27 protein-coding genes are annotated in these 23398 nt (G+C 64.7%); 6 read left to right on the top strand and 21 right to left on the bottom strand.

What is annotated here, in order from left to right; genetic code table 11:
- The first annotated feature begins 81 nt into the window (after positions 1-81).
- Positions 82-420 (top strand): P-II family nitrogen regulator, encoded by a 339-nt coding sequence (gene glnK, locus AC3CBN_RS05610; RefSeq protein ID WP_243048302.1) that lies wholly within the window; start codon positions 82-84, stop codon positions 418-420.
- On the opposite strand, the gene AC3CBN_RS05605 is transcribed toward glnK, so the two are convergent.
- Positions 417-938: a CcdC protein domain-containing protein gene (locus AC3CBN_RS05605; RefSeq protein WP_488635835.1), complete on the bottom strand. Its 522-nt coding sequence runs from the start codon at positions 936-938 to the stop codon at positions 417-419. The genes glnK and AC3CBN_RS05605 overlap by 4 nt on opposite strands.
- Before the next feature lie 114 nt (positions 939-1052).
- Entirely contained in the window at positions 1053-1796 is a 744-nt protein-coding gene (gpmA, locus tag AC3CBN_RS05600) for a 2,3-diphosphoglycerate-dependent phosphoglycerate mutase (RefSeq protein WP_488635834.1), read from the bottom strand.
- Positions 1797-1948: 152 nt separating this feature from the next.
- Between gpmA and AC3CBN_RS05595 the strand changes: the two genes are divergently transcribed.
- On the top strand, positions 1949-2611 hold the full coding sequence (locus AC3CBN_RS05595; RefSeq protein ID WP_488635833.1) for a DUF4097 family beta strand repeat-containing protein: 663 nt from the start codon (positions 1949-1951) through the stop codon (positions 2609-2611).
- Between the two features lie 59 nt (positions 2612-2670).
- On the opposite strand, the gene hemF is transcribed toward AC3CBN_RS05595, so the two are convergent.
- A complete protein-coding gene (gene hemF / locus AC3CBN_RS05590; protein ID WP_488635832.1) occupies positions 2671-3573 on the bottom strand; it encodes an oxygen-dependent coproporphyrinogen oxidase in 903 nt (300 codons plus the stop codon).
- A 97-nt stretch (positions 3574-3670) separates the two neighbouring features.
- A complete protein-coding gene (locus AC3CBN_RS05585) occupies positions 3671-4381 on the bottom strand; it encodes a YdcF family protein (RefSeq protein ID WP_488635831.1) in 711 nt (236 codons plus the stop codon).
- Positions 4382-4517: 136 nt separating this feature from the next.
- On the opposite strand from AC3CBN_RS05585, the gene AC3CBN_RS05580 reads away from it, so the two are divergent.
- Genes AC3CBN_RS05580 through AC3CBN_RS05570 form a run of 3 tightly spaced genes read left to right on the top strand, consistent with a single transcriptional unit; the run spans position 4518 to position 7266 of the window.
- Positions 4518-5717, top strand: a complete 1200-nt coding sequence (locus tag AC3CBN_RS05580; protein WP_488635830.1) for a beta-ketoacyl-[acyl-carrier-protein] synthase family protein — start codon at positions 4518-4520, stop codon at positions 5715-5717.
- Positions 5714-6511, top strand: coding sequence for a beta-ketoacyl synthase chain length factor (locus tag AC3CBN_RS05575; RefSeq protein ID WP_488635829.1), 798 nt, complete (start codon positions 5714-5716; stop codon positions 6509-6511). Before AC3CBN_RS05580 ends, AC3CBN_RS05575 begins: the two co-directional genes overlap by 4 nt.
- Entirely contained in the window at positions 6508-7266 is a 759-nt protein-coding gene (locus AC3CBN_RS05570; RefSeq protein WP_488635828.1) for a glycosyltransferase family 2 protein, read from the top strand. The genes AC3CBN_RS05575 and AC3CBN_RS05570 overlap by 4 nt, the downstream gene beginning before the upstream one ends.
- Before the next feature lie 19 nt (positions 7267-7285).
- On the opposite strand, the gene fabG is transcribed toward AC3CBN_RS05570, so the two are convergent.
- The 8 genes from fabG to AC3CBN_RS05530 all read right to left on the bottom strand — a co-directional run bounded on the left by fabG (position 7286) and on the right by AC3CBN_RS05530 (position 13669).
- Positions 7286-8023: a 3-oxoacyl-ACP reductase FabG gene (gene fabG / locus AC3CBN_RS05565; RefSeq protein WP_488635827.1), complete on the bottom strand. Its 738-nt coding sequence runs from the start codon at positions 8021-8023 to the stop codon at positions 7286-7288.
- 14 nt (positions 8024-8037) lie between these two features.
- Positions 8038-8472 carry a hotdog family protein gene (locus AC3CBN_RS05560; protein WP_488635826.1) on the bottom strand — a complete coding sequence of 145 codons (435 nt, stop codon included), beginning with the start codon at positions 8470-8472 and terminating at the stop codon, positions 8038-8040.
- Complete coding sequence (locus tag AC3CBN_RS05555; protein WP_488635825.1) at positions 8456-10774, bottom strand: MMPL family transporter; 2319 nt, start codon at positions 10772-10774, stop codon at positions 8456-8458. Before AC3CBN_RS05555 ends, AC3CBN_RS05560 begins: the two co-directional genes overlap by 17 nt.
- 2 nt (positions 10775-10776) lie before the next feature.
- Complete coding sequence (locus tag AC3CBN_RS05550) at positions 10777-11379, bottom strand: LolA-related protein (protein ID WP_488635824.1); 603 nt, start codon at positions 11377-11379, stop codon at positions 10777-10779.
- Positions 11348-12301 (bottom strand): lysophospholipid acyltransferase family protein, encoded by a 954-nt coding sequence (locus AC3CBN_RS05545; RefSeq protein WP_488635823.1) that lies wholly within the window; start codon positions 12299-12301, stop codon positions 11348-11350. Before AC3CBN_RS05545 ends, AC3CBN_RS05550 begins: the two co-directional genes overlap by 32 nt.
- Positions 12298-12597: an ApeI family dehydratase gene (locus AC3CBN_RS05540; protein WP_488635822.1), complete on the bottom strand. Its 300-nt coding sequence runs from the start codon at positions 12595-12597 to the stop codon at positions 12298-12300. Before AC3CBN_RS05540 ends, AC3CBN_RS05545 begins: the two co-directional genes overlap by 4 nt.
- Complete coding sequence (locus tag AC3CBN_RS05535) at positions 12594-13316, bottom strand: COG4648 family protein (RefSeq protein WP_488635821.1); 723 nt, start codon at positions 13314-13316, stop codon at positions 12594-12596. The genes AC3CBN_RS05540 and AC3CBN_RS05535 overlap by 4 nt, the downstream gene beginning before the upstream one ends.
- A gap of 83 nt (positions 13317-13399) precedes the next feature.
- Positions 13400-13669 carry a phosphopantetheine-binding protein gene (locus AC3CBN_RS05530; RefSeq protein WP_488635820.1) on the bottom strand — a complete coding sequence of 90 codons (270 nt, stop codon included), beginning with the start codon at positions 13667-13669 and terminating at the stop codon, positions 13400-13402.
- Between the two features lie 92 nt (positions 13670-13761).
- Here AC3CBN_RS05530 and AC3CBN_RS05525 point away from each other — a divergent pair, with 92 nt between their 5' ends.
- Positions 13762-14748, top strand: coding sequence for a chorismate transformation FkbO/Hyg5 family protein (locus tag AC3CBN_RS05525; RefSeq protein WP_488635819.1), 987 nt, complete (start codon positions 13762-13764; stop codon positions 14746-14748).
- Positions 14749-14783: 35 nt separating this feature from the next.
- On the opposite strand, the gene AC3CBN_RS05520 is transcribed toward AC3CBN_RS05525, so the two are convergent.
- The 9 genes from AC3CBN_RS05520 to AC3CBN_RS05480 form a co-directional block, all read right to left on the bottom strand.
- A complete protein-coding gene (locus tag AC3CBN_RS05520) occupies positions 14784-15359 on the bottom strand; it encodes a hypothetical protein (protein WP_488635818.1) in 576 nt (191 codons plus the stop codon).
- 146 nt (positions 15360-15505) lie between these two features.
- On the bottom strand, positions 15506-16876 hold the full coding sequence (glmU, locus tag AC3CBN_RS05515; RefSeq protein ID WP_488636670.1) for a bifunctional UDP-N-acetylglucosamine diphosphorylase/glucosamine-1-phosphate N-acetyltransferase GlmU: 1371 nt from the start codon (positions 16874-16876) through the stop codon (positions 15506-15508).
- 119 nt (positions 16877-16995) lie between these two features.
- Positions 16996-17538, bottom strand: a complete 543-nt coding sequence (locus AC3CBN_RS05510; protein ID WP_488635817.1) for an energy transducer TonB — start codon at positions 17536-17538, stop codon at positions 16996-16998.
- Between the two features lie 101 nt (positions 17539-17639).
- On the bottom strand, positions 17640-18068 hold the full coding sequence (locus tag AC3CBN_RS05505) for a F0F1 ATP synthase subunit epsilon (protein WP_488635816.1): 429 nt from the start codon (positions 18066-18068) through the stop codon (positions 17640-17642).
- 57 nt (positions 18069-18125) lie between these two features.
- Positions 18126-19538: a F0F1 ATP synthase subunit beta gene (gene atpD, locus AC3CBN_RS05500; RefSeq protein WP_488635815.1), complete on the bottom strand. Its 1413-nt coding sequence runs from the start codon at positions 19536-19538 to the stop codon at positions 18126-18128.
- A gap of 80 nt (positions 19539-19618) precedes the next feature.
- Positions 19619-20548 (bottom strand): F0F1 ATP synthase subunit gamma, encoded by a 930-nt coding sequence (atpG, locus tag AC3CBN_RS05495; protein ID WP_488635814.1) that lies wholly within the window; start codon positions 20546-20548, stop codon positions 19619-19621.
- A gap of 93 nt (positions 20549-20641) precedes the next feature.
- Positions 20642-22192: a F0F1 ATP synthase subunit alpha gene (gene atpA, locus AC3CBN_RS05490; protein ID WP_488635813.1), complete on the bottom strand. Its 1551-nt coding sequence runs from the start codon at positions 22190-22192 to the stop codon at positions 20642-20644.
- A 174-nt stretch (positions 22193-22366) separates the two neighbouring features.
- Positions 22367-22900 carry a F0F1 ATP synthase subunit delta gene (locus AC3CBN_RS05485; RefSeq protein ID WP_488635812.1) on the bottom strand — a complete coding sequence of 178 codons (534 nt, stop codon included), beginning with the start codon at positions 22898-22900 and terminating at the stop codon, positions 22367-22369.
- A 3-nt stretch (positions 22901-22903) separates the two neighbouring features.
- A complete protein-coding gene (locus AC3CBN_RS05480) occupies positions 22904-23374 on the bottom strand; it encodes a F0F1 ATP synthase subunit B (RefSeq protein WP_488635811.1) in 471 nt (156 codons plus the stop codon).
- Between the last annotated feature and the right edge of the window lie 24 nt (positions 23375-23398).

Raw genomic sequence — 23398 nt, 5'->3', positions numbered from 1 at the left:
GCGACAGGCGCCGGTTCACACAGGCAAAATGCCGGCCCACGGCAAGCCTGCCGACACACGACGATTTTCGAGGAATCCCCCATGAAGCTGGTGGTTGCGGTCATCAAGCCGTTCAAGCTGGACGATGTACGTGAGGCGCTGGCCGAGGTGGGCGTGCAGGGCATCACCGTGACCGAGGTGAAAGGCTTCGGCCGCCAGAAGGGTCATACCGAGCTCTACCGTGGCGCGGAATACGTGGTCGACTTCCTGCCCAAGATCAAGCTGGAAGTGGCCGTAGCCGACGACCAGCTGGATCGCGTGGTGGAGGCCATCCAACAGTCAGCGCGCACTGGCAAGATCGGCGACGGCAAGATCTTCGTCAGTTCGCTGGAGCAGGTGATCCGTATCCGTACCGGCGAGTTGGATAACGACGCGCTCTAGGCCGTCGCCTGAGCGCGCTCGAAGCGCCGGTGGTGAACCAGCAGGCCGGCGTAGTAACAAATGTAGTAGCCGATCATCAGGCCGAAGATGGCCAGGGTCAGCGGACTGTTTCCTATGGCCGGCGCCGGGTGCGCCGTCGCCTGGTCCTGCCATTGCGGCATCAGCACCACGAAGCGCCAAGCCAGCCGCGCCACCAGCAGCGTGGCCAGCAGGCCACCGATCCAGGCATTGGGAATGTAGAGGTCGTTGCCGCTGGCATCGCGCTCGAACCGGGTCAGGCGAAAGCCCACCGTGCCCAACGCGGCGCCAGCCAGCGAACCGCCGAGCAGCCCTTCCAGCAGCTTGGGATTGTGCAGGCCGCCCAACGCGAGCAGGGCACCGACAACCGTGAGAATCACGATGCGGGCAATCATCCGCTTGCGGCGGATCGGCTGTCGCCCGAAGCTGCCGCGCACGCGACGCCAGACGCCGAATGCCATCAGCGGGATCAGAAACGCGTAGATCATATTCGGGTTCATGAAAGTCGCCTCCCTGTGAATTGCCTGGAGCTTACCGACTCGAATCGGTGCCAACGACTGACGCGGCGCAGCCATCGCAGGTGACGCCTGTCACCCGCGATGGACCGAAGCGGATTACTTGGCTTTGCCCTGGTTCGCCACGGCGGCCATCTTCGCGGCGATGGCGTCGGTGTCGCCCAAGTAGTAGTGGCGCAACGGCTTGAGGTTGGCGTCGAACTCGTACACCAGCGGCACACCGTTGGGGATGTTGAGCTCGACGATCTCCTCCTCGGAGATGTTGTCCAGGTACTTCACCAGCGCACGCAGCGAGTTGCCGTGCGCGGCCACCACCACGCGCTGGCCCGATCGGATGGCCGGCGCCAGCACGTCGTGCCAGTAGGGCATCACGCGATCCACGGTGTCCTTCAGGCATTCGGTGTCGGGAATCATCGAGGGGTCGAGCGAGGCGTAGCGCGGGTCGTTCACCGATTCGTTGCTGGCACGGTCGAGCGGCGGCGGCGGGATGTCATAGCTGCGACGCCACACCTTGACCTGGTCTTCGCCGTACTTGGCCGCGGTCTCAGCCTTGTTGAGTCCGGTGAGCCCGCCATAGTGGCGCTCGTTGAGGCGCCAGTCGGTCACCACCGGAATCCACAACAGGTCCATCGCGTCCTGCACGCCCCACAGGGTGCGCACCGCGCGCTTGAGCACGGAGGTGTGGGCGACGTCGAAGGTGTAGCCCTCGGCCTTGAGCAAGCGGCCGGCCTCAGCAGCCTCGGCCTTGCCCTGTTCGGTGAGATCCACGTCGGCCCAGCCGCTGAAGCGGTTGTCGAGATTCCACTGGGACTGGCCGTGACGGATGAGTACGAGCTTGTACATGGCTGGGATTCGCGACGGGAAACCTAAAATGGTGAGGCTCCGCCCCGGCGTCGTCAAATCGGGAGTGGCCCCTGTCGAAGGTCATGCTAAACCCGGAGCTCTGCTGGAGCATCCTAGGCTTGGTCAATACCTACACATGCACGGAGTTCATCATGCGCCGACATTCACTAGCCCTCGCCTTCGCCCTGGCCCTGCCCCTGACCGCACTCGCGGCGGACAATGATATCGACAAGGTCAATGGCACCGTACGCGTCGAGGCGGGCCAGCACGCCGGTAATGTGAGCACGGTGAACGGCGCGGTGCACATCGGCGACAACGCCGTGGTGCAGAAGGCCAGCACGGTGAACGGCGCCGTGGATCTGGGCGACCGAGCCCAGGCCACGGCCGTCGATACCGTCAACGGATCGGTGACGCTGGGCCAGGGCGGACGCGTCACCGGCGCCATCGACGCCACCAACGGCGCGATCCGTTTGGGCAAGAGCGCGGACGTGGCCGGCAAAGTCGGTAACGTCAACGGCAGCATCGGGCTCGATGCCGCACACGTGGCGGGTGGCATTCAGACCGTCAATGGCGACATCAACGTGGGTGCCAACTCGCGCGTGGAAGGCGGCATCCTCGTGGACAAGCCGGGTGGCTGGTTCAACTGGAACAGCAATAGCCGCCTGCCGCATGTGGTGATCGGACCTCACGCAGTGGTGCAGGGCACGCTGGAGTTCCGCCGCGAGGTGGTGCTGCAGGTGAGTGACAGCGCCACGATCGGTGCGGTGAAGGGTGCGACGCCGGTGAAGTTCAGCGGTGACATGCCGACGGAGTGAATACCGATGGCTTGATTCCGTCATCCCAGCGAACGCTGGAATGACGGATCAACAGCCATTCACACCCAATCGCGCGGCCTGAGGTAGTCACCCAGCCGCGCTTCTGGTGAGCCGTCCTCGGGTTGGTACGCGTACTCGAAGCGTACGCGCGGCGGCAGGCTCATCAGGATGGATTCGGTCCGTCCGCCGGACTGCAGACCAAACAGCGTGCCGCGGTCGTACACCAGGTTGAATTCCACGTAGCGACCGCGGCGATAGAGCTGGAATTCGCGTTCGCGTTCGCCGTAAGGCGTGTCCTTGCGACGCTCGACGATGGGCAGGTAAGCATCGAGGAAACCCTGGCCGACGTCGCGGGTAAAGGCGAAGCAGCGTTCGAAGCCGCCCTCGTTCAAGTCATCGTAGAACAGGCCGCCGACGCCGCGCGTCTCCGCACGATGCTTGAGATAGAAGTACTCGTCGCACCACTGCTTGAAGCGCGGATAGACGTCCCCGCCGTACGGCTCGCACAGGTCGCGCGCCACGGTGTGCCAGTGCACCACGTCCTCGTCGCGCGGATAGAACGGAGTGAGGTCGAAACCACCGCCGAACCACCACACCGGTTCCACGCCTTCCTTGCTGGCCTCGAAATAGCGCACGTTGGCGTGCGTCGTAGGCACGTGCGGATTGCGTGGATGCAGCACCAGTGACACACCCGTGGCAACGAAACTGCCACCGGCCAGGTCAGGCCGATGTGCGGTAGCGCTGGGCGGCAGCTGGTGGCCGTAGACGCGTGAAAAATTCACACCGGCCTGCTCGAAGATTGCACCGTCACGCAGCACGCGAGTGCGTCCGCCACCGCCGGCCGGGCGCGTCCAGGCGTCCTCTTCGAAACGCGCCTTGCCGTCGATCTGCTCGATGGCAGCGCAGATGCGGTCCTGCAGTTCGCGCAGGAAGGTTTCAGCGAGGTCGGCTTGCTGGCTCATGATGCGATCCATCGTCGGGAACAAAACGCGGCAAGCTTATCAAGCCGCGCCGGCGCCACCGATGCGTCCCGGCGTCGCGCCGCGAGGTGGTGGTAGATCAACTCATGCGCGCCACGATGCGGCGGTGACCGATCAGCTTTGCCCAGCGCACGCCGACATCGATCCACATCAGGTAACCCGATTCGGTCAGCAGGCGGAGCAGATAGCGGCGATCAAGCACCAGCGCCGGCTCGGCCGCCACCGGTACGCTTTCGAAACCCAGCCGGCGCGACAGCAGCAGGCAGCGCGCGAGGTGGTAGCGGCTGGTGACAAGCGCCACGGGCGGCAGCACGCGCGTCACCGGGCCTTCTTCCTGCAGCAGGCTGCGCGCGTGGCGAAGGTTTTCCAGGGAATCGACCGACGCCTGCTCCAGCTGCAGGATCACGCCAGGCGGCAACTCGTGGCCGGCCAGCCAGTCACGGCCGGCGGCGGCCTCGCTGACAGTGCCCCCGCTACGCCCGCCCAAGAGCAGCACGTGATCGGTCTGCTCTGCCCGCATCAGCGCCAACGCCCGACCCAGACGCTGCTGGTAGTCCGCCTCGGGCTGGTCATGCACTAGCCGACGGCCGAATACCAGCACGGTCATGGGCCTGGGCAGAGTCAGCGGGCTGCGTGCCGCCACGCGCCAGACATGAATGAGATAGCCGACCCAGACCAGGCCCAGGCTCAACACCAGTGCGACCAGGGTCACTACTGCCGCATGCAGGATGTCCCGGTCGCTCAGATAGCGCCAGGGACCACGTTTGAGCGGAGCGACGATTGTAGGCAAGGGCAGGGCAGTCCGCGAACCGATAGGGAAGTGTGCTCAGCCGGGGATCGGGGCGCAATCGGGCGAAGATGAACGCCAACGCGACCGCGCTTTGTCCAGACTAGGCAATGCGGCAGGCGCTCGTTAGGCTCTCGCGATGTCAGTACCGATCCAACCCCTCGCCGTCAGCGCCTACACGGCCACTTCGGCGCTAGGCCACGGTCTCGAAAGCCACGTAGCAGCCCTGATCGCCACCCGCGGCGGCTTGCGCCAGAACGACTTCAGCAGCGCGCCACTCGCGTGCTGGATAGGTCGTGTCCAGGGCGTGGAAGATGCCGAGCTACCCGCCGCCCACGCCTCCTGGGAATGCCGCAACAACCGCCTGGCATGGCTGGGCCTGCGCCAGGACCGCTTCCTCGACCGTGCACTGGACGCACGGCAGCGTTACGGCGCAGCCCGCGTCGCGCTGGTGCTGGGTACCTCCACCGCCAGCATCGGCGCCACCGAAGAGGCTTACCGGCGCCTCGACGATGATGGCCACATGCCGCCCGACCTGCGCCGCCCGTTGATCCACGCGCCACATTCTCTGGCCGGGTTCGTGGCCGAAGCGCTGGGGCTGGAAGGCCCCTGCCTCACCGTATCCACCGCGTGCTCCTCCAGCGCCAAGGTGTTCGCCAATGCCGAGCGGCTGATCCGCCTGGGCCTGGTCGATGCCGCTGTGGTCGGTGGTGTGGATACCCTTTGCGATAGCGTGCTGTTCGGCTTCAACGCGCTGGAATTGGTGTCGCCCGAACCGTGCCGTCCGTTCGACCAGGCGCGCCGCGGTATTTCTATTGGCGAGGCGGCCGGCTTTGCGTTGCTCGAGCGCGTCAACGCTGCCCCGCAGGCGCCCAGGCTGCTTGGCTATGGGGAATCGAGCGACGCGCACCACATGTCCACGCCACATCCGGAAGGCCTGGGTGCCGAGCTTGCCCTGCGCGATGCGCTGGCGCGCGCCGGCCTGCACCCCGACCAGGTCGACTACATCAACCTGCACGGCACGGCCAGCCTCAAGAACGACGAAGTGGAAGCGGCGCTGATAACGCGCGCGTTTCCCAGCACCACGCGCGCCAGTTCGACCAAAGGCTTTACCGGCCACACGCTGGGCGCGGCGGGCATCCTCGAGGCCGTGTTCGCGCTGCAGGCCATCGAACACGGACTGGTGCCGGCCAACCTTGGCTGCATCACGCCGGATGCCGCTTGTGGTCCGCAGTTCGCCCTGGAAAGCGAACGCCGACCCATCGACGTGGCGTTGAGCAACTCGTTCGGCTTCGGCGGCAACAACGCGTGCCTGGCCTTCGGGAGTGCGCCGGCATGAGCGCGCTGCAAGTCCAGTTGGAAGGTATCGGCCTGTGGTCGGCGACGCTCGGCGATTTCGCCGCGCTGCAGGCACTGGAACAGGGCGCTGCCGTCACGGCCCCGCCAACGCGACCGCCCGCGGCCACACTGCCCGCCAACGAACGACGTCGCGCGCCGGAGAGTGTGCTGCTCGCCGTCGAGGTTGCCGGGCAAGCAGTGGCCATGAGCGGTCGCACGCCAGACGAATTGCTGTGCGTGTTCAGTTCCGCTTATGGCGACCAGCTGATTTCCGACTACATGTGCGCCACGCTGGCGCAAGCGCCCACTGAGCTCTCGCCCACGCGCTTCCACAACTCCGTGCACAACGCACCCGCCGGCTACTGGACCATTGCCACCGGCTGCCACGCCGCGTCCAGCGCGATCAGTGCCGGCCATGCGAGTTTCGGTGCCGGCCTGCTGGAAGCGGCCACGCTCTGCCAGGCCGAACAGCGACCCGTGCTGCTGGTGTGCAGCGATATCGCTGGCAGTGGCCCGGTGGGCGAGATGACTGGCTCGCGCACGTCGTTCGGCTGCGCGCTGGTGCTGTCACCGCAGGCAAATGGTCGCAGCCTCATGCGACTGAACCTCACGCTCGAGCCGCACGCTGGCCAAACTCTGCACCCCGCACCGCCCACCGGCGCGTGGCACGAGGCCAACCCGACTGCCACCTCTGCGTGGCCGCTGATGCAGAATCTTGCCCGTGGCGAGGGCGAATGCACTGTTGCCGCTGCTGAAACCCTGGCTCTGCGCGTTGTCCTGGAGACGCCTGCTTGAATACATCCGATGTCCGCTGGTGCGTGTTGATCCCTTGCCTCAACGAAGAGGCAGCGATCGGCGGCGTGGTGCAATCCGTATTGGCGTTGGGTGTGCCCGTCATCGTGGTAGACGATGGGTCGGACGATCGCACGCCGGAAATCGTGGGCGCTTTGCGAGTGACGCTGCTGCGGCATCCGCAACGCAGCGGCAAGGGTGAAGCGCTGCGCACGGGTTTCCGCGAAGCCGTGCGCCAGGGTTTCGATGCGGTACTCACTATGGATGGCGATGGGCAACACATGGCCAGCGATATCCCGCGTATCGCTGCCGCCGCCCAGCGTTATCCCAATCACATCGTGATCGGCGCCCGCCTGCTCGACCGCGAGCAGCAGCCCAAGGGCCGTCGCCGCGCCAACGCGGTAGCGGACTGGGGTATCTCGTGGGCCTGTGCGCAACCGGTGGCCGATACGCAAAGCGGGCAACGCTGGTATCCCCGCGCCGCGCTCGACCTGGTCGACCTGCCCGCAGAAAACTTCGTATTCGAAGCGGCCATCCTCATTGCCGCCTCACGCGACAAGGGCTTGGGCGTGGTCTCGGTGCCGATCGCCTCGCGCTATCACGGCGAGTTTCGCATCAGTCATTTCAGCCCCGTGCGCGATGTCTCGCGCATCACCTTCTACACCGTCGGGCAGGTGTTCCGGCACGGTGACGTCGTCTCCAGCTATCGCCGCTCGCGCGCGTCGCAGCCGATTGTTTTCGATACCGCGGCAACCTGACCTTTCGTGGGCAGCGGTTTCACGCCATGCCGCCATTCACGCCAATCACCTGGCCGTTGATATAGGCGGCTGCGTCCGAGCACAGAAACGCCACTAGCGCGGCCACTTCCTCGGGCTTGCCCGCACGCTGCGCCGGAACGATTTCGCGGATGCGTTCGGGAGGAAATTCCTCGCCGATCATGCGTCCTTCGATCACACCCGGCGCCACCACATTGGCGGTGATGCCGCGCGAGGCCATCTCGCGTGCCAGCGAACGCGTTGCGCCATGCAACGCCGACTTGGCCGCCGCATAGTTGGCCTGGCCACGATTGCCCAGCTGCGCGGCGACCGAACTGACTGACACAATGCGCCCGAACCGCGCCCGCGCCATCGGCAACAGCAACGGCTGGGTCACATGAAAGAAGCCGTGCAGCGAAACATCAATGACGCGGCGCCACGCATCTTCGGACATGCCCGCCATGGGGGAGTCCTCATGCACGCCCGCGTTGTTCACCACGGCATGGATCGGACCGTCGGCCAACAACGCGTCAATGGCCTGTCGGGTCGCGCTGCCATCGGTGACATCGAAAGCCACCGCCTGCGCACTGCCGCCAGCATCGCGAATCGCCGCAGCCACATCGTCGGCACGCGACAGCGCCGCATTCGCATGCACGATCACGTGATAGCCACCGTCGGCCAACGCACGACAGATGGCGCCGCCAAGATCGCCACTGCCTCCAGTCACCAGGGCGCGGCGGGAAACGGGGGCTTGCGACATGGAAAACCTCGCTCTCAGGTGACTGGATGGATGACTGCGGAACGACCACTGGCAAGCACGCGACCGCGATGCTCCACCCGGAACGCATATTGTGCTCCACCATCGTCGGCGTACAGACATTGCGCATGGACGTCCAGATGGCCATCCAGCACGTCGACGTACTCCGTAGAAAGCACTACGTCACGCAAACTGACCAGGCGCCCGGGACGAGCCTCAACGATTCCCTGCTGTCGCGCCAGCAACGCGCCGTGTACGGCCATCGCCTGCGCGCCATACTCGGCCAGGTGCACCGCATGCAAGCCGCCCTCGCTGCGCAACGGATGATCCGCGTGAGCGTGGCCATCGCTGATGGCGTGGATGGTCGTGTCGTCCCATGTCACCACGGCATCGAGCAGGCACATGGCGCCCTGATGCGGGATCAGATGCGCCCAGTCAGTCTTGGCGAGCATGCGGAGCCATGAAAATCGAGAGACAGAAGTGGAAGGCCACTCCCAGGCTCACCGTCAGACCGATAGCGCGCAGCACCGGGATCGAACTCCATGCCAGCATACCGAACACCAGTAGCGCCGACAGCACGCACACCAGCGTGGCATGCAGCGTGCGCCGCTGTTCGGACGCGTCACCGGTGTCGCGCTCGAAGAACAGTGCGTAGTGCAGACCCAGACCGGCGGCAAGAATCAACGCCACCAGATGAAACAGCGACACTTCGACACCGGCCGCGCGCTCAACGGCAAGCACCAGGAAAGTGGCCAGCGTCATCGGCGCCAGCACGTGCCAGGCGCGACGCAGGCTGCGCAATGCCACGGTGATCGTGATCACCAACAAAAGGGTAGCCACCAGCAGCGCATGAAGAATGCGCGTGCGGTAGGCCACCACCATCGACTCGGCCGTCTCCTTCAGGTCGAGCAGGCGTACTGATCCGCCGCTGCCCTGTGCCAGCCTCTGCAGCGCCGCCACGTCATGCACGCCGCTGAGCGTGCCCAGGCCCAGCCATTGATCGCCGCGCTGCATCAGCATCGCGGACACGCGCTGGCCAAGAGGCGACGCGGCAAAACGAGCCGGGGTGAGCAGCGGAAGCTCACGCGCCTTCTGTACGTCATCGACGAATGGCGCGAATAGATTCTGCTGGAATGGCAGGCCTTGTTGCGCTTCTTCCAAGGCCCGCGCGAGCATCGCGCGCTCAGGCAACTTCTGCTGACGCGACCGCTGCACCGCTTCGCTGGGCAGGTAGCGTGAAGGCAGTTCGATGGCGTCCACCGAGTGCTTTGCCACCAGGGCATCGGTGGCTGGCTCCAGGCGCTCGGACAGCGCCAGCACGCCTTGTTCATCCTTGGCTTCCATGACGAGCAGGTAGCGCACGTCCGGCGCACCAAGGGCCTCGCGCAGACGCGCGTCCCGCTGCAGCAGATCCTGCGGCAATGGCGTCAGTGCGGCGAGGTCGTTCTGCCAGAACGAGCCCCGTGCGAAAGCAAGCATCGCCACAATGGCGCACACCACCAGCGCCGGTATCCAGCGCGGTCGCGGCAAGGCATCCACGAACCCGCGTGCACGCACCAGCCAGCGCATATCCGCCACGTCGTGCACGCGTTCCGGCAGCAGATAGGGCAATAAATAGCGCGTACTGAAGCCGGCAACGAGCAGACCGGTCACCGTAAAGACGGCCAATTGCTTCAAGCCGTTCACGCCCGAAGCGTAGAAGGCCAGATAGGCGATGCACGCCGAGGCGATGGCAGTGAGCAGCAGCGGCCACAGGTCGCGCACGCTTTGCACGGCGTTCTCACCGGCGCGCCGGTGACTGAGCACACGGATCGGATATTCCTGGGCCACGCCCAGCAACGTGAAGCCGAAGGCCAGCGTGATGCCGTGCACCTGCGGAAACAGCAGCACCAGTGCCACGATGCCGGCCAGCGCCGCGCTGGCGATGGGCAGCGCCGACAGCAACAGCGAGCTGACACTGCGGTACGCCAGCAATAGCAGCAACACGAAACCCACGGTGGACACGCGGCCGATCAACTCGGCCTGGCCGCGCGTCTGTGCGTTGGCCACCACGCTGAAATAGCCGGGCCCGCTCAGCACGAGCGTGGCGCCCTGGTGGTTTGGCAAGGCGTCGAACACATGCTGGATGCCGTCGATAGCCGCCGCCTGCGCATCGGGATCGAAGCCGGCTGCCTGGGTCTGCACGAGCAGCAAGGCTTCGTTCTGCGCCGAGAACCACACGCCTTCGCGCAACTCCGGTGATTTCGGCGGCGTCCATCGCTCGGCCAGCTTCAACACCTCCAGCGTGGGGTCTCGCGGCAGCAGTCCTTTGAGCAGGCTTGCCGCGGGCGAGGAAAGATCATCCAGCCTTTGCTGCAACTCGTCGCGCAGGAACGCGGCATCCATGGCCTGCGTATCCAGCGTGGGCGACAACAAGTAGCGATAGGGCAGCAGTTGTTCGTCGAGCGCGGCGATGTCGAAGCTACCGTTGAGCACCTGGCTGTAGCGCGCGTCTTTACGCAGCGCGGTCGCCAATTGCTGGCTCAGCGCGGCGAGTTGCTCATCCGGCTTGCCGGCGATGGCGAGCAGCAACAGGCGCGAGCCCGGCCCTTCACCGATCTGCTCCATCAACAGGCGCTGATCGGGCGTGGTCGGTGCGGGCATGAAGCTGCGCAGGTCGGTGCTGACGCGCAAACGTTGCACGACGAAGCCGCCCAGTGCAGCCAGCAGCGCCAGCCATAGCACCAACAGCATCCACCGCCCGCTGCGCTGCATGCTCAGCCGCCCTGACACAGCGCCGCGAGCGCTTCGCGGGAGGGCGTGGCGGGCATCTTCGCGGCAAGGTTTCCAAGCAGGTCGACTGCGAGATCGCCGTCCGCCTCCTGCATGCGCATGCAATGCGGCTCATTACCGCTACCGTCGACCTCGATACGATTGACGGAGCGCACGAGCTTCGCATCGCGCGGCGTGAGCATCAGCGTCCACCGGTTGGCGTCACTCACCGTGTACTGGATGGTGAACGCCTGTTCCAGGCGCGTGGAATCGCCGCCGAGCAAGGCGACAAAACTGTCGAGAAGAATCTGCAATTGTGGGGCGCGTTTCAGCGAGAAATGCCGCGGCTCGCGACCTTCGCGCTGCTGCGTCACCTCTCCATCGGCGATGGTGGAAACTTCGGGGGTCGGATGTTCAACCCGGCGTTCCAGCCGGTCGCCGCCCAGCCAGGCCAGCTCGCCGGAAACGACCAGCGGCTGGTCCAGCATCTTCAGGAAACGCGCTTCGGCGAAAGGCGTGCGCGCCGGCGCGGGACGTCCCAGCGAGGCCACCAGCGCGCGCGCCGTGGCAGCATCTTCAGGCGCCGACGCGTTCGCGCCCAGCGACATCGTCAGCATGCACAGCAGTAGCCACGTCTTGCTGCCAGAAATCATAGAAGTTGAACCAGTTGTAGGGGGCGACGTGGACGTAGTGTTCCACGCGACTCGCATAGCGGGCGATCAGCGCGTCCAGTACCTGGGCGCGATCCTGGCGCGGCATGTCCACGCGATCGGCGAACGGCTCGAAGATCAGGCGATAGCGGTTGCCGCCTTCGTACAGACCAAAGCAAAGCATCACCGGCACGCGCAACGAGTGTGCGAGCAGCCAGGGGCCCACCGGGAAAGGCGCCGGCTCGCCGAGAAATGGCGTACGGCGCAGCACTTCATGCTCGCGACCGCGATCTGCCAGCAACGCCACCATTGCGCCCTGTTCGCAGGCCTCGGCCATGGCGAGGGTGATGGATGCGCCGCCCAGCGAGGCATCAATCACCTGGGCACCGATATCGGGCGCCAGCGCTTCGAGCAGCTCGGTAAGGGCTGGCGTCTTCTGTTTGTCCAGCACCACGCGCAGCGAGATGTCTGGTCGACGCGAGCTGAGTGCACGCAAGGCTTCGAAACTGCCCTGATGCGAGCCGAGCAGCAGCAGGCCGCGCCCCTGCGCGACGGTGGCTTCGAGTTCGTCGAGACCTTCCACCGTGATGTCGAAGCCCTTCTGACCGCGCGCGAGCAGGAAGATGCGATCGAGAAGGGTCGCGGCGAAGCTGTGGATGTGCTTCATCACCTGCCACGCGCTGACCGGCTTGCCGAGCACGCGCTCAAGGAATCGCCGTGATGCCACTCGTTCGGGAGCACGTCGGCAGTAGAAATAGAGTGTGATCGGATACAGGAAGAATCGGCCCAGCGGACGCCCGCCGTGCAGCGCAATGCTGCGAATCAGCCACAGTGCAAAACGGCCGCCACCCTCGGGACGGCTCTGCCAGTGCTCGCTCACGCGCCACCCTCGATCGTGCCGCGGGCGAGCAGTTCCTCGCCACGGCGGATGTCGAAACGCACGCGCCCGGCCGTTTCGGTCAACGTGATGGTCGCGCGCTGGTCCGGCAGCAGCGGCGATACGAACTTGGCGTCCACCACACGCGCCAGTCGCTCGCCACGCCATTGGCGCAACGCCATCGCTACCTGCTCAAGCAAGACGACGCCAGGCACCAATGGTGTGCCAGGAAAATGACCTGGCAGGCAGGGATGTTCCGCCGGCACCTGAATCTCACGATGGAAGGATGCGTGACTCATGACGACATGGGGCCCTTACCGCGCACCAGCTGCGGCCAGCGCGCCGCGATGCCGAGCGCCAGTTCGTGCAGACGCGGATGCGGGATATGCCGCAGATGCCAGCGGCGGAACACATGCTCCAGCAGAAAGGCCGCGGCGATCAGCGCGTAGCCACCCACGTGCACATACGACTGGGCCGGTCCTGCCGGCACCGGCCACGGCGAAACGATGCCCATCGAACCCAGCAAGCCACCCGGCTCTGCACAAAGCAGCAGCACTGCCAGCATCGACGCCTGCGCCGCGGTCAGCACGGTCCAAAACCAGGTGAGCCGACGCGCGTAAACCGCCAAGCCCGGCACCTGCAGGCGTTCGGGCCCTTCCAGCGCCTCGATGAAGCGTGCGATCAACGGCATCGAGCCCGCCCGCAAGCTGCGTCCGAATAGCGACGCCAGCAATACGTTGATGGCAATGGGCACGCATTCCAGCAGCAGCCCAACCATGCCGCGCTGCCACAGCCAGCCCATGGTCGCCAGCGTCAGTAGCCAGATGGCCCACGGCAACGGCCGCCGCGTAGACAGGCCCGGTGCCATCAGCAAGGTAAGCAGCAGCGCGCAGGCGGCCAGCGAGAAACCCTGGCGATGCGTCAGCACGCCCGCCATTGCCAGCACGGGATAGCCGAACATCAGCGGTAGCCAGCGCCGCGATGCGGATCTCGGTTGGGAGACGGGAAGGGACGACATGTTGGTATCAGCCTGCTCGCTTGTCACCGAAACGGCGACGGCACCAGTGTGCCGCGCATGCCAGGCATCATGCCCGATGTTTGTTAAACGGCGCGGTGTCGTTCAACGTGCTCGGAAAGCGTACGCAGGCTGTTGAAGATCTGGCGGTTTTCCGGGTTGTCCGAGCGCAGCTGGAAGCCGTAGCGCTTGGACACGGCCAGCGCAATTTCCAGTGCGTCGATGGAATCGAGGCCCAAATCGCCCCCGAACAACGGTGCGTCTGGCTCGATCTGGTCGGCCGGCACGGTTTCCAGGTTGAGACTTTCCACGATCAATGTGGCCAGTTCGTGTTGTGCGGTGCTCTGCTCGGCCATACCCGATTCCGTACCTAGTACATGCGCCTCTCCCCCAGAGGCGGCGACCGGCGAGTGTAACATAGCGACCCCATCTCCCCGGGTTGGAGCGCATGGTTCAGGGTTGTGAAAACGTCAGTCCGGCACTGCGTCGCGCGCCGCAGGTCTCCTATCGCCACGCCAAGCCAGACGCGGTATTGCAGGAGCCAGGTACCTTGGCCGTGTTCGGTTTCGGTACGGGCGCGGTGCGAAGTAGCGACCCGCGCTGGCTGGGAGTGGACCTGGAAAGTTTCGACGCGCCGGAGACGCTGGAGATCTGGCAAGTGAACGGCCCAGTCAGCCACGGACGCGAGGGCGACCTGCAATGGTCGGCCGGTGAGGGTTGGCTGTTTGCGGCGATGACCCTGGACGAACAGGCGCACGGCGGCCCGGGCGACACTGCCGCCGCCGCGTATGCGCAGCTGCGCAGTTTTCTTGCGTCGCGCCTTGAGCGGCACGTGCAGCGCATCTGGAATTACCTTGGCGACATCAACCAGGGCGATGGTGATACAGAACGCTACAAGCTGTTCTGCGACGGCCGCGCTGACGGCATGGACAACTTCTTCGCCGACGGCTTTCCCGCCGCCACGGCCATCGGCCACCACGCTGCCACGCCACGCCTGCAGGTCTACCTGCTGGCGTGCGACGAACCGGGCGTGCGCGTGGAAAACCCACGCCAGGTCAGCGCCTGGCGTTATCCGCGCCAATATGGCCGTACGCCGCCCAGCTTCGCTCGCGCGATGGCCCTGCCGGCGCAAGACGCCCTGGCCATCTCTGGCACCGCCGCCGTGGTTGGCCATGCCTCCGCGCACGAGGACGACCTGGAAGCGCAGCTCGAAGAGACGCTGATCAATCTGGAGAGCCTGCTGGCCAGTGCCGGCATGCGGGCGGGCTTTGACACGCAGTCGCCGCTGAAGGCCTACGTGCGCCACCCGACGGACGCACCGCATGTGCGCGACTTCCTGCAGCGACGCCTACCCGGCGTGCCGGTGCTGTTGTTGCACGGGGATATCTGCCGGCAGGAACTGCTGGTGGAGATCGACGGCTGGCGCTACGCGTAAATCGGGGTGCGCGAAGCCGCGCCCTCCATCCGCCGCTACTTCGCCGCGTAGGTGGGGTCCAGGCTTGCCAGGAAATCGTCCACATTGGCGTGCAGGTAAGGATTCGCCGGACCCTCCTTTTGATCGGCGGTCTTCTCTGCATGGACAGGAACGGCCTGTAACAGCCGACCTGTCATCGAATCGAAAACGTAGATGGTGGCGGTATAACCTACAGCCGGCGCGGGAGAACTGCCCTGCTTGCTCAACGACGTCACGGTGTAGCCGGCTTTCATCCAGGGCTTGTAGTGAACCGCCAGGCGATAAGGCAGCGCCTGCTCCCTTGAACGGGATGGCTGCCCATCCTGGAATGAGCCATCGCTCGGCTCGACCCCATGCAACTTGACGTGCCGATCGCTCGCCCAGGCATCAAACCAGTTTTCGACATTAACGCAATTGACGCTGTCACTGGTGCAGGCCAGGTAGAACGTGAAACGCGGGCTGGCGTCTGCGTTGAACAGCTGTAGAGACTGGAGGTTCTGTTGCGCCGTGGTGTCCATGACGGCACCCGCACCAACACAACCTTGAAGGGTCATCGTCGCAACCGTACCTAGCACCAACATCCGAATCCGCATCGCATGCTCCTTTGCTGGTCGACAAAAGTTCGCACTACGCACTGCTGGATGAAACGAACCAGCAAGATTGCTGGCTGGAGCCAACGACTGCCTTGATACCCGAGCCTGGACTTGCCCATCCCGGAGGGAAATGAGCCGGACGATCCTTACGTCTTCTTGGTCGGCCGATGCCAGCCGTTTAGCGTCACCTGACGCGCACGCGCAATGGTCAACTCACCCGCTGGCGCCTCCTTGCTGATGACCGAGCCCGCACCGATGGTCGCTTGCGCGCCGATCGTCACCGGCGCCACGAGCGCGCTGTTGGAACCGATGAAGGCACCGTCGCCGATGGTGGTGAGGTGCTTGTTGACGCCATCGTAGTTGCAGGTGATGGTGCCCGCGCCGATGTTCACGCCGCTGCCGATCACGGTGTCACCGAGGTAGCTCAAGTGATTGGCCTTGCTGCCTTCACCGAGCTGCGCCTTCTTGGTCTCGACGAAGTTGCCGATATGCACGCCGGTAGCCAATTCGGTGCCCGGCCGCAGGCGTGCGAACGGGCCGATGATGCATGGGCCGTGCGTCACCACGCCTTCCAGGTCGCAGTGCGACTGCACGACGGAGCCAGCAGCGAGGCTCACGTCCTTCAAGCGGGTGAATGCACCGATGCGCACGTCATCGCCAAGCGTGACCTTGCCTTCGAGGATGACGTCGATATCGATTTCCACGTCCATGCCAGCGGTCACGGCGCCACGCACATCGATGCGCGAAGGATCGGCCATCCGCACGCCTTCGAGCGCCAACGCCTTCGCCGCGCGCAGGCGGAACTGCGCTTCCAGCTCAGCCAGCTGCCAGGGATTATTGGCGCCGGCCGCTTCGTATTCGTCCTCACATTCCACGCAGGCCGCGGCGCGATTTTCCGCGGCGGCCATGGCGAAGATGTCGGTGAGGTAGTACTCGCCCTGCACATTGTTGCGATCGAGTTTGGACGTCCATCGCTTCAACGCCACCGCCTCGGCGGCGACGATGCCGGTGTTGATCAGATTGTTGGCGCGCTGGGCATCATCGGCATCTTTCTCTTCCACCACGGCGCGCACCAGCCCGTTGCCATCGCGCAGCACACGGCCATAACCGAGCGGCTCGCTCACACGGGTGGCCAGCAGGCTCACCGTACCCTCGGCGCGCACTAGCCGTTCCAGCGTCTGCGCACGGGTCAGCGGCACGTCGCCATAGAGCACCAGCACGGTGGCCTCATCGGGCACCTCGAGCAACGCCTCGCGCACCGCGTGCCCGGTGCCAAGCCGCTGCGACTGCAACACCCAGCGCAAGTCGGCCTGGCCGTCGAACGCCGCGTGCACCTGGTCGCCGCAATGACCGTAGACCAGGTGAATGGCCTGCGGCTGTAGCGCGCGCGCTGCATCCAGCACATGAGCCAGCAAGGGCCGACCGGCCAGGGGCATCAGCACCTTGGCCCGCCTGGACTTCATGCGCTTACCCTCACCGGCGGCGAGGACGATCACGTGCAGGGGTGCGTTCTTGATCATTGGCGGGCCCGTCTTGGCTAGCGGCGCAGCATAGCAGCCGCAAGATGGAGGTCTTCAGTCACCGCGCTGGCGGGGATGAGGCTAATGGCTGCCGCCGGTAGGGGCGCTGACTTCCGTTACCGGCTCGCCCCCCCCTTCCAGGCGAAGCGGAACACGTAGTTCACGCTGAACGGTTGGGTCTTGCTGCCCACTTCATGGGTCTCCCCGTTGGCATCGGCGGCCCACTGGCTGATGCGCAGGGGCAGGAAAGTCCATTGCATGACTGCCTCACGTACTGCTTCCGCAAACAGGCGGTGCCGTGGGTCGCCCCCCGTGTCATTGGCAATGCGGACCTCTCTGACCTTGCCCTGCGCATCCACCAGCAGCAGCGCCTCGATTTCCTGCGGCGGCGGGCGCTCTGCAAGCAGTGCCGGAGGATAGGACGGCGCCGGATGTTCCAGCGGCACAGCGCCGATGGAGGTCTGGCCGAGCGCCAACGGGTAGTGCCGCACACCGTCGTTGGTGAGGGCGCGATGAGAAATGTCGTTTTCGGATTGCGGCCCCAAGGGCGGCAGGGAAGGCGGAGTAGCGCAGGCAACCAGCAGCGCGATGGCCGCAACCTGCAACAGGTGCCAGTGCAGACATCGCACGCGGGCCGCGCAGCACCGCTCTGTTCGCATGGCTCAAGCCACCTCTCGATGTGCAACCAGCATAAATAAAAACGCCGGCTCGAAGGCCGGCGTTTCGTGTTCGCTACCCTGGAGCCAGGGCGACCGAAGGTTTAGTGCTTGAGCGTCTTGCGCAGGCGCTCCAGCGCCTGCAGCTGGGTCAGCGCCTGGGCCAACTTGGCCTGGGCCTCGGCAATATCGACCGCATCGGTGCGATTGGCCAGGGCGTCCTCGGCTTCCTTCCTGGCCGCCAGCGCGGCTGCCTCGTCGATGTTCTCCGAGCGGATGGCCGAATCGGCCAGCACCGTGACAACCTGCGGCTGCACCTCGAGGATGCCGCCGCCGGTGATGGAGATATCGACCTTCTCACCGTTCGGCTGGGTGACGACAACCTTGCCCGGCTTCAGGCGGGTGATCAGCGGCGCGTGGCGCGGCGTGATGCCCAGCTCACCGATCTCGCCGGTGGCAACGACCATCGTCGCCTCGCCCGAGTAGATCTCGGCTTCGGCACTGACGACTTCGACGCGAATGGTGTGGCTCATGACTCGATTTCCGGATGCTTAAGCGACGGGCGGAGGGTTCAGATCCGCCCGGAGGGATCAGGCGGCCTTCTTGGCGCCCATTTCCTCGGCCTTCTTGATGGCCTCGTCGATGCCGCCGACCATGTAGAACGCCTGCTCCGGCAGGTGGTCCACTTCGCCGTCCACGATCATCTTGAAGCCGCGGATGGTTTCCTTCAGCGGCACGTACTTGCCCGGCGAGCCGGTGAACACTTCGGCCACGTGGAACGGCTGCGAGAAGAAGCGCTCGATCTTGCGGGCGCGCGACACCGCCTGCTTGTCTTCTTCGGACAGTTCGTCCATGCCCAGGATCGCGATGATGTCCTTGAGCTCCTTGTAGCGCTGCAGCGTGCCCTGCACGCGACGGGCCACGTCGTAGTGCTCGGCGCCGATCACGTTCGGATCGAGCTGACGGCTGGTGGAGTCCAGCGGATCCACGGCCGGGTAGATACCCAGCGAAGCGATGTTACGCGACAGCACCACGGTCGCATCAAGATGCGCGAAGGTGGTGGCCGGCGACGGATCGGTAAGGTCATCGGCGGGCACGTACACGGCCTGAATCGAGGTGATCGAACCGGTCTTGGTCGAGGTGATGCGCTCCTGCAGCACGCCCATTTCCTCGGCCAGCGTCGGCTGGTAACCCACGGCGGACGGCATACGGCCGAGCAGTGCAGACACTTCGGTACCGGCCAGCGTGTAGCGATAGATGTTGTCCACGAACAGCAGCACATCCTTACCCTTGCCGGTCTCGTCCTTCTCATCGCGGAAGTACTCGGCCATGGTCAGGCCGGTCAGCGCCACGCGCAGACGGTTGCCCGGCGGCTCGTTCATCTGGCCGTACACCATCGCGACCTTGTCCAGAACGTTGGAGTCCTTCATCTCGTGGTAGAAGTCGTTGCCCTCACGGGTACGCTCACCCACGCCGGCGAACACGGACAGACCCGAGTGCGCCTTGGCGATGTTGTTGATCAGCTCCATCATGTTCACGGTCTTGCCCACGCCGGCGCCGCCGAACAGGCCGACCTTGCCGCCCTTGGCGAACGGGCACATCAGGTCGATGACCTTGATGCCGGTCTCCAGCAGATCGTTTGCAGCAGCCTGGTCGTCGTAGCTCGGCGCTTCGCGATGGATGACCCAACGGTCCTGCTCGCCGATCGGGCCGGCTTCGTCAATCGGGTTGCCAAGCACGTCCATGATGCGGCCCAGCGTGGCCTTGCCGACCGGCACCTTGATGCCTTCGCCGGTGTTGCGCGCCACGAGGCCGCGCTTGAGGCCAGCGGAGGAACCGAGGGCGATGGTACGAACGATGCCGTCACCCAGGACCTGCTGGACTTCCAGCGTGATCTCGGTACCGTCGATCTTCAGTGCGTCGTAAACCTGCGGCACCTGATCGCGCGGGAATTCCACGTCGATGACCGCGCCGATGATCTGTACAACTTTGCCCTGACTCATGGAAGTGCTCCGGATGGATCTTTTAGTGTTTATTGCGGCGCCGCTGCGCGTCGCCAGAATTTGATTCGTCACAGCGCCGGTCAAACCGCCGCTGCACCGCCCACGATTTCGGAAATTTCCTGGGTGATCGCCGCCTGACGCGCCTTGTTGTAAATCAGCGTCAGCTCACCGATCACCTTGTTCGCGTTATCCGACGCGCTCTTCATCGCCACCATGCGCGCCGCATGCTCACTGGCAAGGTTCTCCAGCACGCCCTGATACACCACCGACTCGATATAGCGAATCAGCACGTCCCCGAGCACCGTGGCGGCATCGGGCTCGTAGATATAGTCCCAGTCGTGTTTCTGCTCGAGCTTGAGTCCTGCCACCGGGTAATTCGGCGAAGCTGACGACTCGCCGGCCGCGACGCCCATCTCCTCGGCAACCACCGGCAGCGGCAGCAGTGCACGCACAGCTGGCGTCTGCGTCATGGTATTGACGAAATCGTTGTGGGCCAGGAACACGCGATCGACCCTGCCCGCCATGTAGACATCGAGCACGACCTTGATCGCGCCCACCAGCGTATCGAGCTTCGGCTTTTCGCCGAGGTGGCTGACCGTGCCGATCAAGTTGACGCCCTTGAGACGACGGAAGAACTGCACCGCCTTCTGGCCGATCGCCACCACGTCCACTTCGACGCCCTTGTCCTGCCATTCGCGAATGGCCGGCAGCAGGCGACGGAACAGGTTCGAATTGAGGCCACCGCACAGGCCGCGGTCAGTGGTGATGACCACGTAGCCCACGCGCTTGACGGTCTCGCGTTCCTGCAGGAACGGATGGCTGAAGTCCGTGTTGGCCTGGGCCACGTGCGCGATCACCTTGCGCATCGCACGCGCATAGGGCCGCGAGGCCTTCATCAGATCCTGCGCCTTGCGGATCTTCGAGGCCGAGACCATTTCGAGCGCGCGCGTCACCTTGCGCATGTTCTGCGTGCTCTTAATCTTGGTTTTGATTTCGCGTCCGCTTGCCACGTTTGCCTCAACCTGTTGGGTGATTGCGATCCCGGCCCTTCGGCCGGAGTGCTGTACAGCCGCTCAACATAAGCGGCCGTACACCCTTTCTACTTACCAGCTACCGGTCTTCTTGTACTCGTCGAGCGAGGACTTGAAGGTCGCTTCGATCTCGTTGTTCCAGTCACCGGTGACGACGATCTTCTTCATCAGCTCGCCGTGATTCTGGTGCATGAACGCGTGCAGGCCCTTCTCGAACGGCAGCACCTTGTTCACGGGCAGGTCGTCGAGGTAACCCTTCTCGGCGGCGTACACCGACAGGGCCAGCTCAGCAATCGACAGCGGGGCGTACTGGGCCTGCTTCATCAGCTCGGTCACGCGCTGGCCGCGGTCCAGCTGAGCGCGGGTGGCCGGGTCCAGGTCCGAAGCGAACTGCGCGAACGCAGCCAGCTCACGGAACTGCGCCAGGGCCAGCTTCACGCCGCCGGACAGCTTCTTGACGATCTTGGTCTGGGCGGCACCACCGACACGGGACACCGAAATACCGGCGTTCACGGCCGGGCGGATGCCGGCGTTGAACAGGTCGGTTTCCAGGAAGATCTGACCGTCGGTGATCGAGATCACGTTGGTCGGCACGAACGCGGACACGTCGCCGGCCTGCGTCTCGATGATCGGCAGCGCGGTCAGCGAGCCGGTCTTGCCCTTCACTTCGCCGTTGGTGAACTTCTCGACGTACTCCTCGGACACGCGTGCAGCGCGCTCGAGCAGACGCGAGTGGAGATAGAACACGTCGCCCGGATAGGCTTCACGGCCCGGCGGACGCTTCAGCAGCAGCGAGATCTGGCGGTAGGCCACGGCATGCTTGGACAGATCGTCATAGATGATCAGCGCGTCTTCGCCGCGATCGAGGAAGAACTCGCCCATGGCGCAGCCCGAATAGGGCGCAGCGTACTGCAGCGCGGCCGACTCGGAAGCGGAAGCCACCACGATGATGGTGTTGGCCAGCGCGCCGTGCTCTTCGAGCTTGCGCACCACGTTGGCGATCGACGAGCGCTTCTGGCCGATGGCGACGTAGATGCACTTAATGCCGGAATCTTTCTGGTTGATGATCGCGTCGATGGCCAGCGCGGTCTTGCCGGTCTGGCGATCGCCGATGATCAGCTCGCGCTGGCCACGGCCGATCGGAATCATCGAGTCGACCGACTTGTAGCCAGTCTGCACCGGCTGGTCGACCGACTTACGCCAGATCACGCCCGGAGCAACCTTTTCGATTGGCGAGCTGTACGGCGTATTGATCGGGCCCTTGCCGTCGATCGGGTTGCCCAGCGCATCGACGACGCGTCCGAGCAACGCCGGGCCCACCGGCACTTCGAGGATGCGGCCGGTAGTCTTGGCCACGTCGCCTTCGCGCAGGTGCTGGTACTCGCCCAGCACCACGGCGCCGACCGAGTCACGCTCGAGGTTCAGCGCCAGCGCATAGGAGTTGCCCGGCAGTTCGATCATTTCGCCCTGCATCACGTCGGCCAGGCCGTAGATGCGCACGATGCCGTCGGACACGCTGATGATCGTGCCCTCATTGCGTGCCTCCGCGCCGAGCTTGAACTGCTCGATGCGGTTTTTGATCAGTTCGCTGATCTCAGACGGATTCAAAGTCGTGCTGGACATGGTGGTTATCCTGAAGAATTTATTTTCTCAAGAGTCCGGCCATGGATGGCCGGTTTTTGCTCTTCGCGAAATGGACCCGCGTAAAACTAACTGGAGAGGAGTGAGGAGTGAGTAAGAGTGGCGTGGTGGTTGCTTTCCACTCGTTTCTCACTTCTCTCCACTGTGCATCGGCTGTTAACGCGCCAAACTGCTGGCCAACTTGGTCAGGCGGCCGCGGGCGGAGCCATCAATCACTTCACTGCCGGCATCGATCACCACGCCGGCAAGCAACGCGGTATCGATCCGGGTTTCCAGTTCGATCTCGCGCTTGAAACGGCGCTTCAGCGATGCCTTGAGCTGCTCGGTCTGCGTCGTGTCCAGCGCCATCGCGCTGGTCACCTTGACCAGCAGCTGCGACTCGGACTCACGCTTGAACGCTTCATACAGCTCGGCCACTTCCGGCAACAACGCCAACCGGCGCTGCTCGGCCATTTCGCCGAGGAACTGTGTAAACGGTGCATCGGCAGCCATGCCGGTCGGCAGATGCAGCGCAACCAGCTGTGCCGGCAGCACACGCGGGTCGGTGCTGAGGTCTGACACGCGCGAATCACTCGCGACTGCAGCAGCGAATGCGAACGCCTGCGACCACGCATTCAACGAACCGGCCTCATGCGCCACTTCAAAGGCAGCGCGGGCGTACGGACGAGCGAGGGTGATTGCCTGGGCCATCGATCAGATCTCGGCTGCGAGCTGGTCGAGCAACGCCTTGTGCGTCGACGGGTCGATCTCGCGCTGCACGATCTTGCTGGCGCCCTGCACGGCCAGTGCGCCCACCTGCTGGCGCAGCTGGTCACGGGCACGCTGCGCCATCGACGCGATATCGTCCTGCGCCGAAGACTTCAGCCGGTTGATCTCGGTGATCGCTTCGGCACGGGCCTTGTCGATGATCTGATTGGCCTGCTGCTGGGCCTTGTCGATGATCTCGGAAGCTTGCTGGCGCGCCACCTTGATCTCGGCCGCGACCTTGTGGTCGGCGTCCTTCAGCTCGGCGTGCGCGCGCTCGGCGGCATTGAGGCCCTCGGCAATCTTGATCTGCCGATCCTCAATCGCCTTGTTGATGTGCGGCCAAATGAAGTGGACGCAGAACCAGATCAGGATGGCGAACGAAAGCATTTCGCCAATCAAGGTCGCGTTGAAATCCATCGCTGCGTTACCTGTAGTTGCTGT

The sequence above is a fragment of the Dyella sp. OK584 genome, assembly GCF_057787755.1.
This window is presented reverse-complemented; position numbering and strand designations above follow the sequence as displayed.

Coding starts and splice junctions, on each gene's coding strand:
- glnK (WP_243048302.1), top strand. CDS start 82: ATGAAGCTGGTGGTTGCGGTCATCAAGCCGTTCAAGCTGGACGATGTA.
- AC3CBN_RS05605 (WP_488635835.1), bottom strand. CDS start 938: ATGAACCCGAATATGATCTACGCGTTTCTGATCCCGCTGATGGCATTC.
- gpmA (WP_488635834.1), bottom strand. CDS start 1,796: ATGTACAAGCTCGTACTCATCCGTCACGGCCAGTCCCAGTGGAATCTC.
- AC3CBN_RS05595 (WP_488635833.1), top strand. CDS start 1,949: ATGCGCCGACATTCACTAGCCCTCGCCTTCGCCCTGGCCCTGCCCCTG.
- hemF (WP_488635832.1), bottom strand. CDS start 3,573: ATGAGCCAGCAAGCCGACCTCGCTGAAACCTTCCTGCGCGAACTGCAG.
- AC3CBN_RS05580 (WP_488635830.1), top strand. CDS start 4,518: ATGTCAGTACCGATCCAACCCCTCGCCGTCAGCGCCTACACGGCCACT.
- AC3CBN_RS05575 (WP_488635829.1), top strand. CDS start 5,714: ATGAGCGCGCTGCAAGTCCAGTTGGAAGGTATCGGCCTGTGGTCGGCG.
- fabG (WP_488635827.1), bottom strand. CDS start 8,023: ATGTCGCAAGCCCCCGTTTCCCGCCGCGCCCTGGTGACTGGAGGCAGT.
- AC3CBN_RS05560 (WP_488635826.1), bottom strand. CDS start 8,472: ATGCTCGCCAAGACTGACTGGGCGCATCTGATCCCGCATCAGGGCGCC.
- AC3CBN_RS05555 (WP_488635825.1), bottom strand. CDS start 10,774: ATGCAGCGCAGCGGGCGGTGGATGCTGTTGGTGCTATGGCTGGCGCTG.
- AC3CBN_RS05550 (WP_488635824.1), bottom strand. CDS start 11,379: ATGTCGCTGGGCGCGAACGCGTCGGCGCCTGAAGATGCTGCCACGGCG.
- AC3CBN_RS05540 (WP_488635822.1), bottom strand. CDS start 12,597: ATGAGTCACGCATCCTTCCATCGTGAGATTCAGGTGCCGGCGGAACAT.
- AC3CBN_RS05535 (WP_488635821.1), bottom strand. CDS start 13,316: ATGTCGTCCCTTCCCGTCTCCCAACCGAGATCCGCATCGCGGCGCTGG.
- AC3CBN_RS05530 (WP_488635820.1), bottom strand. CDS start 13,669: ATGGCCGAGCAGAGCACCGCACAACACGAACTGGCCACATTGATCGTG.
- AC3CBN_RS05525 (WP_488635819.1), top strand. CDS start 13,762: ATGGTTCAGGGTTGTGAAAACGTCAGTCCGGCACTGCGTCGCGCGCCG.
- AC3CBN_RS05520 (WP_488635818.1), bottom strand. CDS start 15,359: ATGCGGATTCGGATGTTGGTGCTAGGTACGGTTGCGACGATGACCCTT.
- AC3CBN_RS05510 (WP_488635817.1), bottom strand. CDS start 17,538: ATGCGAACAGAGCGGTGCTGCGCGGCCCGCGTGCGATGTCTGCACTGG.
- AC3CBN_RS05505 (WP_488635816.1), bottom strand. CDS start 18,068: ATGAGCCACACCATTCGCGTCGAAGTCGTCAGTGCCGAAGCCGAGATC.
- atpD (WP_488635815.1), bottom strand. CDS start 19,538: ATGAGTCAGGGCAAAGTTGTACAGATCATCGGCGCGGTCATCGACGTG.
- atpA (WP_488635813.1), bottom strand. CDS start 22,192: ATGTCCAGCACGACTTTGAATCCGTCTGAGATCAGCGAACTGATCAAA.
- AC3CBN_RS05485 (WP_488635812.1), bottom strand. CDS start 22,900: ATGGCCCAGGCAATCACCCTCGCTCGTCCGTACGCCCGCGCTGCCTTT.
- AC3CBN_RS05480 (WP_488635811.1), bottom strand. CDS start 23,374: ATGGATTTCAACGCGACCTTGATTGGCGAAATGCTTTCGTTCGCCATC.